Genomic DNA, 13,117 nt, shown 5'->3' with positions numbered 1-13,117 from the left:
CCGATGACCGGCCTCGGCCGGCAGTGACCGGCACAGCCACTGATACGACGGTGGGCGGGCCCCCTGCGCAGGGGGCCCGCCCACCGTCGTATCAGTGCGTGGACGCGGCTGTACGGCTACGTGACGACACAGCCGCGCGTACGAGTGCTGTCGCTGTCGCCGCCGTTCAGTTACCGGCCGGCTGGCTGGCCGAGGCGGCGTCGGTCGGGGTGCTCCCGGCTTCGTCGGTCGCGGAGGCGTCCGGTGAGCCCGTGGCGTCACCGGTGGCCTCGGTGGACGCCTCCGCCGCCGGCTCGGTCGAGGCCTCCGGCGCGGTCGGGATGTCGCTCGGGCCCCATTCGGTGAAGAAGCTCTCGGCCGGGTAGACGAACGCGCGCAGGCTCACGTCACCGGTCTCGCTGAAGGTGAAGGTGACCGGCTGGGCGTTGCCGTCCTGGACGGACTCACGGCTGCTGGGCACCACCGCCGAAGCGTTGCCCTTGCCGCCGAGGATGAGACGGCCGCCGGCCGGAACGGTCAGGTTGCCGCCCTCGGCGGGGGTCAGCTCGACGGTCTTGCCGGTGCCGGGGAGGGTGATCGACTCCAGCGTCTGGTCGGTGCGGCCCTTGTTGAACAGGGTCGCGGAGACGACGGCCGGGCCCGTGGACTCGAGGTCCGGCTGGGTGACGACGATGGCGTTCTGGACCGAGATGTCGTCGACGGTCGTCGCGGCGTTGTCCGGCTTGATCTGCAGGGTCTGGGCGTTGTTGCCGGCCGCGCACGCGGAGAGCGAGGCGATCGAGAACGCGATGGCGGCGGCGGCGATGGCCCCGCGTCGAAGGCTGCTGCTCACGGCGGCGGCAACTCCTTGACTCGTGCGAGCGGTGGCGACCGGTCAGCCGCCCTGAGTGTCTGTCAGTCGCTGTCAGTGGGTGTCTGCCAGCGGCCTCAGGTTATCGAGCCGCTCCCGCGCGTCCGCACCCGACCCTCCCTGGGGCCTCCACTGTTCACCCCGGATGGCATGCGCGGGTGCTGTCCGGGGTGGACGGTGAAGGCTTTTCGGCCTGCGTGCGGTCACCGGAGCACGATGCCCGAGCGTGAGCCCGTGAGCCCTGTGAGCAAGGGAGAGTGATGCCCGTCGGCCGCTCGTACGAGTGACGTGCGGGTTACTCCGTCCGGGTACTCCTCCGGCATTCGCATAAGTACGGCCGGAGGCGTCCTCGCCCCGGCGTGGCGCGTATTCCGTGAAGGAATGCGGGGCAGGGCCGGAAAATGCGGCGGGCGGTCCGGAAATGGATCACCGTCGGCGTGTCCCGGGAGGACTCGTGATCAATTCCGGATTCGGCCGGAACCCGGCCGCACGCACCGAACGGAGTAGCGGAAGTCGAGCACTTGGGGTCAGACATATGGGGACGTATGGGCGTCTTCGAGGGGCTCCGGATACGTGTAACGTACGCGTTTCGCTTGCCCCGGAGAGCCCCTCCGACCTGCGAATACCTGCTTCCGTTCGGTGGTCGAAGCACGTTCCCGATGCTGTTGTCAAGCCCCGAGAATGGCCCTGACCTGCGAAAACGCCATTCAGAACGCGCTGTATCCGTGTTACCCTGGATAGCCACGGAAGGGGTACCTGTCACATGACGTTCAAGGTTGGCGACACCGTGGTCTATCCCCATCACGGGGCCGCGCTGATCGAGGCTATCGAAACTCGCCAGATCAAAGGCGTGGACAAGACCTACTTGGTGCTGAAGGTCGCCCAGGGTGACCTGACGGTACGTGTGCCAGCGGACAATGCGGAGTTCGTCGGCGTGCGTGATGTGGTCGGTCAGGACGGGCTGGACCGGGTCTTCGAGGTGCTGCGCGCACCGTATGCCGAGGAGCCCACGAACTGGTCCCGCCGGTACAAGGCAAACCTGGAGAAGCTCGCCTCGGGCGACGTCATCAAGGTCGCGGAAGTCGTGCGTGACCTGTGGCGTCGTGAGCGTGAGCGCGGACTCTCCGCCGGTGAGAAGCGCATGCTCGCCAAGGCGCGCCAGATCCTGGTCAGCGAACTCGCCCTCGCGGAGAAGACCAACGAGGACAAGGCCGAAGCTCTCCTCGACGAGGTCCTCGCCTCCTGAGGCGGGGGAAAGGCAGCAGGCGGGGCACGCACGGAGCTTCGTCGCCCGGTGCTCGGTAGCACACCGGAATTCCAGTGCACCTCGAGGACCAGCACATCGAAATGCCGCGGTGCCCGATGACGTGTGTGAAGTCGCCGGGCGCTGCGGCATGTCCGTATCCGGACATCGTCCGTATGCCGCACGGCCCGTATGCTTCGCACCCGCCGCGCTTCCCCGCACCCTGCCGGGTCCGGGCGGCCGACCCGACCAGAGTCACGGAAGGGGCTGGTCAAGGCGGTACGCCCGGCACTTCCCCTGCTTCGGGAGCAAGGGTTACGCCCAGGCCATACCCACTCGGGTCCAGCACACAAACCTGACAGGAACCGATGTCTGACGCTCCCCTCCCGCAGCCGCCTGCGCAGCCCGTGTCCGGCCGTACGACCACTCGCACGGCGGCCGTGATCCCGGCCGCCGGCCGGGGTGTGCGCCTCGGTCCGGGCGCCCCCAAGGCGCTCCGCACCCTGGGCGGCACGCCCATGCTCATCCACGCCGTCCGCGCGATGGCCGATTCCCGCGCCGTCTCCCTGGTCGTCGTCGTGGCCCCGCCCGAGGACGCCGCGGAGGTCAGGACGCTGCTTGACGCGCACGCGCTGCCCGACCGCACCGAGTTCATCGTCGTCCCCGGCGGGGAGAGCCGCCAGGAGTCCGTGAAACTCGGCCTCGACGCGCTGCCGCCCGGGTTCGACATCGTCCTGGTGCACGACGCGGCCCGCCCGCTGGTCCCCGTCGACACGGTGGACGCCGTCGTCGAGGCCGTCCGCGACGGTGCTCCCGCCGTGGTCCCGGCGCTGCCGCTCGCCGACACCGTCAAGCAGGTCGAACCCGCCGCCGTCCCCGGCGAGCCGGAGCCCGTGGTCGCCACCCCCGACCGCTCCCTGCTGCGCGCGGTGCAGACCCCGCAGGGCTTCGACCGGGACACCCTGGTGCGCGCGCACGAGACGGTGACCGACAACGTCACCGACGACGCGAGCATGATCGAGCAGCTGGGCCTGGCCGTCGTCACCGTGCCCGGCCACGAAGAGGCGTTCAAGGTCACCCGCCCCCTCGACCTCGTCCTCGCCGAGGCGGTCCTCGCCCGCAGGAGGCTCAACGATGGCTTCTGAGCCGCAGGCCGTACGCGCGGAGCCCGTCCACGCCGAACCCGCCCACGCGGAGTCCGCGCGAACGGAGTCCGTCCACCCCGAGCCCCTCCTCCCGCAGGTCGGCATCGGCACCGACATCCATGCCTTCGAGGACGGCCGGGAGCTGTGGTGCGCCGGCCTGAAGTGGGAGGACCAGGGGCCCGGACTCGCCGGGCACTCCGACGCCGACGTCGTGGCGCACGCCGCGTGCAACGCCCTGTTCTCCGCCGCCGGCCTCGGTGACCTGGGACAGCACTTCGGCACCGGGCGGCCCGAGTGGTCCGGCGCCTCCGGCGTGACCCTGCTGACCGAGGCCGCGCGGATCGTCCGGACGGCCGGATTCCGGATCGGCAACGTGGCGGTGCAGGTCGTCGGGGACCGGCCCAGGATCGGCAAGCGCCGGGACGAGGCGCAGAAGATCCTTTCCGAGGCCGCCGGGGCACCCGTGTCGGTCTCCGGCGCCACCACCGACGGACTCGGCTTCCCGGGTCGCGGCGAAGGACTGATGGCCGTCGCCACCGCTCTCGTCGTCCGCACGGGCCGGGGCTGACCGCCGTCCGCGCGGACCGGGGACCGACCGGAACACGGGGCGAGGACGGCGGAAAGGGGCGTGAGGCACCGCCCCGGGCCGACTACCCTGGAGGGGTGACTATTCGCCTGTACGACACCAACGCCCGGCAGATCCGTGACTTCGTCCCGCTCCAGCCGGGTTGTGTCTCGATCTACCTGTGCGGTGCCACCGTGCAGGCGGCACCCCACATCGGACACATCCGCTCGGGGCTGAACTTCGACATCATGCGCCGCTGGTTCGAGTACCGCGGTCTGCGCACGACGTTCATCCGCAATGTCACGGACATCGACGACAAGATCATCGCGAAGTCCGCGGAGCAGGGCCGCCCCTGGTGGTCCATCGGCTACGAGAACGAGCGCGCCTTCACCGACGGCTACCAGGCCCTCGGCTGCCTCCCCCCGACCTACGAGCCGCGCGCCACCGGCCACATCACCGAGATGGTCGAGATGATGCGCGGCCTCATCGAGCGCGGCCACGCCTACGAGGCCGACGGCAACGTCTACTTCGCCGTCACCTCGTTCCCCGAGTACCTGGGGCTGTCCAACCAGGAGCTCGACAATCTGCTCCAGCCCGCGGGCGAGGGCGAGACCGGCAAGCGCGACCCGCGCGACTTCGCCCTGTGGAAGACGGCCAAGCCCGGCGAGCCGAGCTGGGAGTCGCCGTGGGGCCGCGGGCGTCCCGGCTGGCACCTCGAGTGCTCGGCGATGGCGCACAAATACCTCGGCACCGTCTTCGACGTCCACGGCGGCGGCCTCGACCTGATCTTCCCGCACCACGAGAACGAGATCGCCCAGGCCAAGGCCTACGGCGACGAGTTCGCCCGGTACTGGGTGCACAACGCCTGGGTCACCATGAGCGGCGAGAAGATGTCGAAGTCGCTCGGCAACTCGGTGCTCGTCAGCGAGATGGTCAAGCGCTGGCGGCCCATCGTGCTCCGCTACTACCTCGGCACCCCGCACTACCGCTCGATGATCGAGTACAGCGAGGAGGCCCTGCGCGAGGCGGAGTCCGCGTTCGCGCGGATCGAGGGCTTCATCCAGCGGGTCGGCGAGCTGACCGGCACCGCGGGCGCCGTCGAACCGGCCGCCGAGGTGCCGCCCGCCTTCGCCGAGGCCATGGACGACGACCTCGGCGTACCGCAGGCCCTGGCGGTGGTGCACACCACCGTCCGGCAGGGCAACAGCGCGCTGGCCGCCGACGACAAGGAAGCGGCCGTCGCCCGCCTCGCCGAGGTGCGCGCCATGCTCGGCGTCCTCGGCCTGGACCCCCTCGACCCCCACTGGGCCGGTGACGCCGGCCGCGGCGACGAGCTGAACGGCGTCGTCGACACCCTCGTCCGCATGGTCCTCGACCAGCGCGAGGCCGCCCGCGCCCGCAAGGACTGGCCCACCGCGGACGCCATCCGCGACCAGCTCGGCCAGTCCGGACTGGTCATCGAGGACGGCCCCCAGGGGCCGCGCTGGAGCCTGGGCCCGCGCTGACGCGGACGCACGGCCGCGGCACGGCCTCGGCACGGCCGCAAGATCAAGTGTGCCGTCCGGGCCTCCGGGCGGCACACTGCATAGACGTAACACCGACACCGACGCAACACCGACACGCCGACGCGACAGACGCAGGACCGAGTCGCCGGCGCGACGGACGCGACACCGCCGTGCGTACGCAGATCCGTACGCACACACGACTTCATGGAGACGGGTACATCATGGCCGCGAACAACCGCCGCATGTCCGGCAAGAAGGGCGCGCAGGTCGGCAGTGGCGGCCAGCGGCGCCGGGGCCTGGAAGGCAAGGGGCCCACGCCCCCCGCCGAGATGCGCAAGGGGCACGCCAAGCAGCGCATCGCCCAGGCGAAGGCCCGCCGGACCGTCGGACGCGCCCCGCAGCGACGCGGCGGCGGACGCTCGACCTCCGAGCTCGTCGTCGGGCGCAACCCCGTCGTCGAGGCGCTGCGCGAGGGCGTGCCCGCCTCCACGCTGTACGTCCAGCAGTTCATCGACAACGACGAGCGGGTGCGCGAGGCGCTCCAGCTCGCGGCCGAGCGCGGCGGCATCAACCTCATGGAGGCCCCCCGCCCCGAGCTCGACCGGATGACCAACGGCCTGAACCACCAGGGTCTGGTCCTCCAGGTCCCGCCCTACGAGTACGCGCACCCCGAGGACCTCGTCGCGGGCGCCCACGACGCGGGCCAGGACCCGCTGATCGTCGCCCTCGACGGCGTCACCGACCCGCGCAACCTCGGCGCCGTCGTCCGCTCCGTCTCCGCCTTCGGCGGCCACGGCGTCGTCGTCCCCGAGCGGCGCGCCGCCGGGATGACCGCCGGCGCCTGGAAGACGTCCGCCGGTGCCGCCGCCCGGACGCCCGTCGCGCGGGCCACCAACCTGACGCGCACCCTGGAGGCGTACAAGAAGGCGGGGATCGCGATCGTCGGACTGGCCGCCGACGGAGAGGCCGAGATCGGTGAACTGAAGGCGCTGGCGGGCCCCGTGGTGATCGTCGTCGGCAGCGAGGGCAAGGGGCTCTCCCGACTCGTCGGCGAGACCTGCGACTTCCGGGTGCGGATCCCGATGCCGGGCGGCACCGAATCCCTCAACGCCGGTGTGGCGGCGGGAGTCGTGCTGTACGAGGCGGCACGCCGACGCGCCTGAAAGACCGTTCGACACCTTCACCCGTACGGGGTATTCCAGGTCGTCCGGACGGGTGGGAGACATGCTTGACGCGGTCCGGACACATCCGGCGCGTCAAGGCAGTGTCCTAACGTCGGGTCACTCGGTTAGATGAGTGTGGACACCAGAACACCCCGCACACCTACGGGGGACCGCTCGTCGGGACTCGACGACGCTCCCGCGCTGAGCATGGTGAAGGTGCCGAGCGATCCGGCGCAGGTCATCGTCAATCACGCCAGCTTCCGCGTGCAGCTGGGCGTCTCGAACCGACGCGTCCAATCCCAGCGGATCGCACGGCACTTGATCGCGGCCGAGGACACGGCCCGCATCCCCGTCGTCACCACCGTGGGCGCCCCGGGCCGGACCGCGGCCCGTCGGCGCCCCGTCGTCTGGAGCGGCCGCTCGGCCCCCGACGACACCGGCGCGCACCGGCTCCTCCAGACCATGCGGAACGAAAGCGTCCGCCACGCCGACGAACCGCTCACCGACGCCGGCGCCACCCAGGTCATCCCCCGCGCCGGCGACGGTTACGGCTACGGCTACGCCGAGGACCCGACCGCCCAGACCCTCGAAACACCCGTCGTCGGCCCCCAGCGCACCCACGGCGGCCGGCAGCCCCTGCTGCCCCCCCTGCGCACCGTCGGCAGCGCCTACGACGAACCGGCGTACGGCGACCAGGGCTACGGGGACCAGGACTACGACGAGCAGGGATACGGCCGGTACCGGGACCAGGGGTACGGCGAGCAGGGTTACGACAGCGACGAGTTCGGGGACACCGGCGGCCACCGGACCGCCACCGACCCGAACACCGGGGGCCGCCGCGCCAGGCGCCACGGCGACGACCCGGCCCGGCACGCCTACTACCCCGGCCGCCGGATGAACCTCGGGGTCGTCCTGCTCCCGCTGCGCCTCTTCCTCGGCTTCATCTCCATCTACGCCGGCATGGGCAAGCTCTGCGACCCGCTCTACTTCGACGGCGGCGAGCGCGGCTCCATGGTGACGTGGCTCAGGACCCTGCACCCGTGGGAAGTCGCCCAGCCGCTGCAGCAGTTCGCCCTCGAGCACCCCATCGGCTCCGGACTCCTCGTCGCCTTCCTCCAGGTGATCGTCGGCGTCCTCACCGTCCTCGGCTGCTGGCAGCGCGTCGGCGCCGTCATCGGCGCCCTGCTCTCCGCCGCGCTGCTCGTCACCGTCAGCTGGAAGAGCGTCCCTGCCTACGACGCGCCCGACATCATCTACCTCGCCGCCTGGTCCCCGCTGATCATCGCCGGCGCTCCCGTCTACTCCGTCGACGGCCGCCTCGTCGCCCGCGCCTGGCGCCGCCTCGGACCCCGCTCCGACCTCTGGGACCTGCGCCGCTACGTGCTGCGCCGCGGTGCCCTCGTCACCGTCGTCGTCTGCGGACTCACCCTGCTCGTCGGCTCGCTGCTCGGCGGCGCCGTACGGGACGCCGACCGCGTGGTGGTCCCCGGTCCCGGCGAAGCCCCGCGCAACGAACTCCCGGGCTCCCCGCTTCCGCAGGAGCCCGGCGAGCGCCGGAAGGGGACCCCGTCCGCTTCCACCCCGCCCACCCAGGGCGCCACTTCCGGAATTGGCAGCGCCAGTCCCGCCGAGGGCACCACGACCCCTGGCGCGACCCGTGACACCGGCGGTGGTGTGACCGGCGCGCCCAGCCAGACCCAGGGCACCACCGGCGAGGCCCCGCCCCAGCAGTCGTCCCCGGTGGAGCAGGCCCCGAGCACCAGCGCCGGCGCCACCACGGGCGGCGGCACCACCGGAGGCGGCGGCGACAGCGGCGTCCCGAGCGACGGCGGAGGGGGCGGGGACGAGGGCCCGGCGCCCGAGCAGCCCGGTCGGCTCGTGGGCGGGCTGCTGGGATAGGCAGCCCAGTAGCCCGGCAACCTGGCCGCAGGGCAGCCCGGCGGCCAGGCGCAGTCAGGACGCCGACGGGGTCCCGTACGGAGTGACGTGCGGGACCCCGTCGGCGTGCTGGGGCGGTGCGGTGGGAGGGGGATGCGGCCGGGGGCGGAGCGGGCTCAGCGGTTCTGGGAGGCCAGTTCCTTCGCCGCCTCCATCAGGTCCTTCGCGGTGTCGATCGCCCGCCAGTAGGCGCCCTGAGGGATCGGGAACCCGGCCAGCCGGCGCTCACGGGCCAGCCGCGGGAACGTGGTGCGCTCGTGGTCGCCGCGCTCCGGCAACAGACCGGTGAACTCGGGGGAGAAGACGTACACACCCGCGTTGATCTCGAACGTCGACGGCGGCGACTCTATGAAGTCGGTGATGTGACCGAACCCGTCGGTCTGCACCGCCCCCCAGGGAAGGCGCGGGCGGGCCAGGGAGAGGGTCGCGACGGCGCCCCGCTCGGTGTGGAAGTCCGCCATGTCGCGCAGCGAGAAACGGGTCCAGATGTCGCCGTTCGTGGCGTACCAGGGCTGGTCCGGGTGCGGCAGGCGGGCGGCCGCGTACCGCAGACCGCCGCCGCGGCCGAGCGGCTCCGTCTCGACGACGGTGGTGACGGAGAGCGGCAGATCGGTGGTTTCCAGCCACTCCTGCAGCACCTCGGCGAGATGACCGCAGGAGACGACGACGTCCGTCACGCCCTCCTCGGCGAGCCAGGAGAGCTGATGGCCGATGATCGGGGTTCCCGTACCGGGAATCTCGACCATCGGCTTGGGCCGGTCGTCGGTGTACGGACGAAGCCGGGAGCCTTGCCCGCCGGCCAGGACGACGGCTTGAACGGGGCGCGACGCGGCGCTCGGATGGGTCATGAGCGCACTGTACGTGGCGCCCCGGGGGCCGGACCGTGGGCCCCGGGGCCATGGGTGCCCGCTGCCCGTGGGCCAGGCAGCGGGTCCGGACGAGGGGCTGTTGAGGACTCCGGCCGAGAGGTCCGGCCGAGGGGCGGGCGGGGGCTCAGCCGTGGGCGGTGAGCACCCCCGAAGCGAAGGAGGTGTCGCAGACCGGACGGGCGTAGGACTGGGCCCTGGTGGGGCCGTACACCCGGACCGCCGCCTTGCCGAGCGCACGCGCGATCGACGCGCAGTGCCGCGCCAGCGACGGGCGGTCGTTCACCGCCTGCTGGAGGTGGGTGAGGGCGACGCTCGGGTTCTCCTTGTGCAACTCGACCAGGAGCCTGTCCCGCAGGACCTGGTGCGGGGCCCGCTCGGCGGTACGCGAGGACGCGCCGGACGAGGAGGCGCCGGACGAGGACGCCCCGGACACGGCGGTGTCGGCGGCGGCGAGGACCGGACTCGAAGGCCTCCCCGACCAGTTGACCCCGGCGACCGCGAGGGTTCCGGAGAACACCAGGACGACGGGCAGGACGAAGGCGAGGGTGCGGCCGACCCGGCGGGCGGGGCCCTGGCCGCGTCGCGTCTGAGGGGTAGTGGAGTGCTTCACGCGTGTGAGAGTAGCGTCCGGTGATGGAATGGAGACATTCAGTCACCGGTTCGGGTGACATGGCGGGGGAGATTCCCGGGTGGCGCGTTGACGCACACTGCTCGAAATAGCCTGTATGTCTGGGTATTTATCGACAATGAAGAGGCAATGAAGAGGGCCCCGCAGCGAACTGCGGGGCCCTCTTCATCAACTCGGGTGAATTACCCGGGCCGTCGCGTTTCGAATGCGACGACGCCCGGCTCAGTCGGACAGGCGCGCGCCGGACGACGTCGAGAACACGTGGCTCTCGCCGGGCCGCGGCACGACGTGCAGCGTGCTGCCCTTCTCCGGCACGTTGCGGCCGCCGACGCGGACGACGAGGTCCTTGGACTCGTCGCCGACCTTGGCGGTGCCGTACACGAACGCGTCGGAGCCCAGCTCCTCCACCACGTTGACGACGACCGCGAGGCCCTGGTCGGACTCGGCGCCGGCCACGTCGAAGTGCTCGGGCCGGACGCCGACGGTGACGGTCTTGTCGGTGGCGGCGGCCAGCGCGTCGCGGTCCACCGGGACCACCGAGTTGCCGAACTTCACGCCACCGTCGGCGATCGGCACCTCGACGAGGTTCATCGCCGGGGAGCCGATGAAGCCGGCCACGAAGAGGTTGGCGGGCCTGTCGTACATGTTGCGCGGGGTGTCGACCTGCTGGAGCAGACCGTCCTTGAGGACCGCCACCCGGTCGCCCATGGTCAGGGCCTCGACCTGGTCGTGGGTGACGTAGACGGTGGTGATGCCCAGGCGGCGCTGGAGCGAGGCGATCTGCGTACGGGTGGACACGCGGAGCTTGGCGTCCAGGTTGGACAGCGGCTCGTCCATGAGGAACACCTGCGGCTCACGCACGATGGCGCGGCCCATGGCGACACGCTGGCGCTGACCGCCGGAGAGCGCCTTCGGCTTGCGGTCCAGGTACTCCGTCAGGTCGAGGATCTTCGCGGCCTCCTCGACCTTCTGCCGGATCTCCGCCTTGTTGACACCGGCGATCTTGAGCGCGAAGCCCATGTTGTCGGCGACCGTCATGTGCGGGTACAGCGCGTAGTTCTGGAACACCATGGCGATGTCCCGGTCCTTCGGCGGCAGGTGCGTGACGTCGCGGTCGCCGATGCGGATGGCGCCGCCGTTCACGTCCTCGAGCCCCGCGAGCATGCGGAGCGAGGTGGACTTGCCGCAGCCGGACGGGCCGACCAGCACGAGGAACTCCCCGTCCTCGATATCGATCTCCAGCGCGTCCACGGCGGGCTTGGTCGAACCGGGGTAGATCCGGGTCGCCTTGTCGAACGTGACAGTGGCCATGGTGAATGGGCCCCCTTCTACCGGCAGGAACGTGCCGGACGATCCGAGTAGGAAGGTGGTGCCACGACGGGATGTTCCGTTGTGGTTCCGGGTGGTGCAGTCCACGAGGGTGAACTGGCACAGGACGGTACCCGGCGTTCACCTGGTCTGTCAGTACCCGCGGACCTGTGAACTTCGCGGAAACTTTCGAAGGCCTGCGTCACCGTCCGGCCGCGTAACGCTCGGCGAGGACCGCCACGGCCCCCGCGACCGCCTGCCGCAGCCCCGGCGGACCGAGCACCTCCGCCTCGGTGCCGAGCCGGAGCAGGTCACCGGTGGCCACCGCCTCCGACTCGACGGACAGCTCCACCTCGACCCATCCCTCGCCGTCCGGCGGCCCCGCCCCCCGCAGCGCCCGTACGCCCGCCGCCCCGAACTGCATCGGCAGCAGCTTCTGTCCGCGGGGCGACAGCCGCAGCCGGGCGGTGCCCTGCCGCAGCGCCGCCTCCATGCGCCGGGAGGACTCCGCCCAGTACGCGGCGAGAGCGAACCCGGCGGGACGGGTGAACAGGTCGCCCGTCTCCTCCACCGCCTGGAAACGCGACACCCGGTAGGTGCGCACGATGTTCTCGGGGTTCTCGGACAGCGCCACGAGGTACCAGATGCCGCCCTTCAGCACGAGCCCCAGGGGCCGCACCTCCCGGTGCACCTCGCCCCGCCAGCGCCGGTAGCGGGTGCGCAGCACCCGCCGCTCCCACACCGCCCCGGAGATCCGTTCCAGGTGCGGCACCGGGTCCGCGTCGCGGAACCAGGCGGGGGCGTCCAGATGGAACCGCTCACGCACCCGCCGTGCCTGATCCGCGAGTTCGCCCGGCAGAGCGGCCTCCACCTTCAGCTGGGCACTCGCCAGCACGGCGCCCAGACCGAGGTCCCTGGCCGGCCCCGGCAGCCCGGCCAGGAACAGCGAACCGGCCTCCGCGTCCGTCAGCCCGGTCAGCCGGGTGCGGTACCCCTCCATCAGGCGGTAGCCGCCCTCCGGCCCCCGCTCGGCGCGGACCGGCACCCCGGACGCGCCGAGCGCCTCGATGTCCCGGTACACGGTGCGCACCGAGACCTCCAGCTCCACCGCGAGCTCGGGGGCGGTCATCAGGCCGCGGTTCTGCAGCAGCAGGAGCAGGGAGAGAAGCCGGTCGGCACGCACGGGACGCATTCTCCCCGCCCCGGCCATACCTGACAGGAGATGTCAGGTACCGCTTCCAGGATGGTCGTGCCGGGCCGGCGCGGGACGGTCCTCGCCGGCGGCACGACCGAAGGAGCACCTCCATGCCCACCACCCGGACCACCGGCCACTTCACCTTCGCCGACTGGAAGGAGGTCCCCGTGGGCCAGGAGGACACCCACCCCCGGCTCGCGCACGCCACCGTCACCAACTCCTTCGCGGGCGGCATCGAGGCCGAGTCCACGACCTGCGACTACGCCATCTCCTACCTGACCGGCACGACCGGTTCCTTCGCCGGAATGGAACTCGTCCGCGGCCGGGTCGACGGGCGCGAGGGCACCTTCGTCGTCGAGGAGCGCGGACGCTTCGACCCCGACGGGACCGTCCACTGCTCCTTCGAGGTCGTAGAGGGCTCGGGCACCGGAGAACTGGCCGGGCTGCGCGGCACCGGCGAGTTCACCTACCGGCACGGGGAGACGAAGGTGCCGTACACCTTCGCGTACGGACTGGAGTGAGCGGGCCGGAGCGAGCGGGCCGGGTCCGCCGCCCTCAAGTGCGTGGCTCGGCGAAAGCCGCTCTGTGTACAGTGGACCCGCCCTCGCGCGCTCCGCGCGTGCGCGGCGCCTCCTTAGCTCAGATGGCCAGAGCAACGCACTTGTAATGCGTAGGTCGTCGGTTCGAATCCGACAGGGGGCTCCACTG

At 71.6% G+C, this 13,117-nt stretch carries 12 protein-coding genes and 1 tRNA gene; 8 read left to right on the top strand and 5 right to left on the bottom strand.

All coding sequences use genetic code 11. The features are described 5' to 3' along the window. Positions 1–166: 166 nt before the first annotated feature. A complete protein-coding gene (locus OHB56_RS19555) occupies positions 167–832 on the bottom strand; it encodes a DUF461 domain-containing protein (RefSeq protein WP_406354713.1) in 666 nt (221 codons plus the stop codon). 781 nt (positions 833–1,613) lie between these two features. Between OHB56_RS19555 and OHB56_RS19550 the strand changes: the two genes are divergently transcribed. The 6 genes from OHB56_RS19550 (at position 1,614) to OHB56_RS19525 (ending at position 8,370) form a co-directional block, all read left to right on the top strand. Continuing rightward, positions 1,614–2,096 (top strand): CarD family transcriptional regulator, encoded by a 483-nt coding sequence (locus OHB56_RS19550; protein WP_042168913.1) that lies wholly within the window; start codon positions 1,614–1,616, stop codon positions 2,094–2,096. Positions 2,097–2,461: 365 nt separating this feature from the next. Then, positions 2,462–3,238, top strand: a complete 777-nt coding sequence (gene ispD / locus OHB56_RS19545; RefSeq protein ID WP_326753444.1) for a 2-C-methyl-D-erythritol 4-phosphate cytidylyltransferase — start codon at positions 2,462–2,464, stop codon at positions 3,236–3,238. Further along, a complete protein-coding gene (ispF, locus tag OHB56_RS19540; RefSeq protein WP_406354710.1) occupies positions 3,228–3,806 on the top strand; it encodes a 2-C-methyl-D-erythritol 2,4-cyclodiphosphate synthase in 579 nt (192 codons plus the stop codon). Before ispD ends, ispF begins: the two co-directional genes overlap by 11 nt. 95 nt (positions 3,807–3,901) lie before the next feature. Continuing rightward, positions 3,902–5,308: a cysteine--tRNA ligase gene (gene cysS / locus OHB56_RS19535; RefSeq protein WP_326753443.1), complete on the top strand. Its 1,407-nt coding sequence runs from the start codon at positions 3,902–3,904 to the stop codon at positions 5,306–5,308. A gap of 221 nt (positions 5,309–5,529) precedes the next feature. Next, positions 5,530–6,471, top strand: coding sequence for a 23S rRNA (guanosine(2251)-2'-O)-methyltransferase RlmB (rlmB, locus tag OHB56_RS19530; protein WP_055627300.1), 942 nt, complete (start codon positions 5,530–5,532; stop codon positions 6,469–6,471). A gap of 129 nt (positions 6,472–6,600) precedes the next feature. Continuing rightward, positions 6,601–8,370: a DoxX family protein gene (locus OHB56_RS19525; protein ID WP_406354707.1), complete on the top strand. Its 1,770-nt coding sequence runs from the start codon at positions 6,601–6,603 to the stop codon at positions 8,368–8,370. A gap of 155 nt (positions 8,371–8,525) precedes the next feature. Here OHB56_RS19525 and OHB56_RS19520 read toward each other — a convergent pair whose 3' ends face one another. From OHB56_RS19520 to OHB56_RS19505, 4 genes are all read right to left on the bottom strand, one after another. Continuing rightward, positions 8,526–9,257, bottom strand: coding sequence for an NDP-sugar synthase (locus OHB56_RS19520; protein ID WP_406354705.1), 732 nt, complete (start codon positions 9,255–9,257; stop codon positions 8,526–8,528). Between the two features lie 145 nt (positions 9,258–9,402). Beyond that, positions 9,403–9,888, bottom strand: a complete 486-nt coding sequence (locus OHB56_RS19515) for a hypothetical protein (protein WP_406354704.1) — start codon at positions 9,886–9,888, stop codon at positions 9,403–9,405. Positions 9,889–10,128: 240 nt separating this feature from the next. Then, a complete protein-coding gene (locus tag OHB56_RS19510; RefSeq protein ID WP_326753438.1) occupies positions 10,129–11,217 on the bottom strand; it encodes a sn-glycerol-3-phosphate ABC transporter ATP-binding protein UgpC in 1,089 nt (362 codons plus the stop codon). A 199-nt stretch (positions 11,218–11,416) separates the two neighbouring features. Continuing rightward, positions 11,417–12,406 carry a helix-turn-helix transcriptional regulator gene (locus tag OHB56_RS19505; protein ID WP_406354702.1) on the bottom strand — a complete coding sequence of 330 codons (990 nt, stop codon included), beginning with the start codon at positions 12,404–12,406 and terminating at the stop codon, positions 11,417–11,419. A gap of 113 nt (positions 12,407–12,519) precedes the next feature. Here OHB56_RS19505 and OHB56_RS19500 point away from each other — a divergent pair, with 113 nt between their 5' ends. Together OHB56_RS19500 and OHB56_RS19495 are read left to right on the top strand one after the other, a co-directional pair. Further along, positions 12,520–12,930: a DUF3224 domain-containing protein gene (locus OHB56_RS19500; protein ID WP_388434401.1), complete on the top strand. Its 411-nt coding sequence runs from the start codon at positions 12,520–12,522 to the stop codon at positions 12,928–12,930. A 107-nt stretch (positions 12,931–13,037) separates the two neighbouring features. Continuing rightward, positions 13,038–13,114 (top strand) — tRNA-Thr (locus OHB56_RS19495). Positions 13,115–13,117 lie beyond the last annotated feature (3 nt).

This window comes from Streptomyces sp. NBC_01635 (assembly GCF_045209715.1).
Lineage (GTDB): Bacteria > Actinomycetota > Actinomycetes > Streptomycetales > Streptomycetaceae > Streptomyces > Streptomyces hirsutus.
This window is presented reverse-complemented; position numbering and strand designations above follow the sequence as displayed.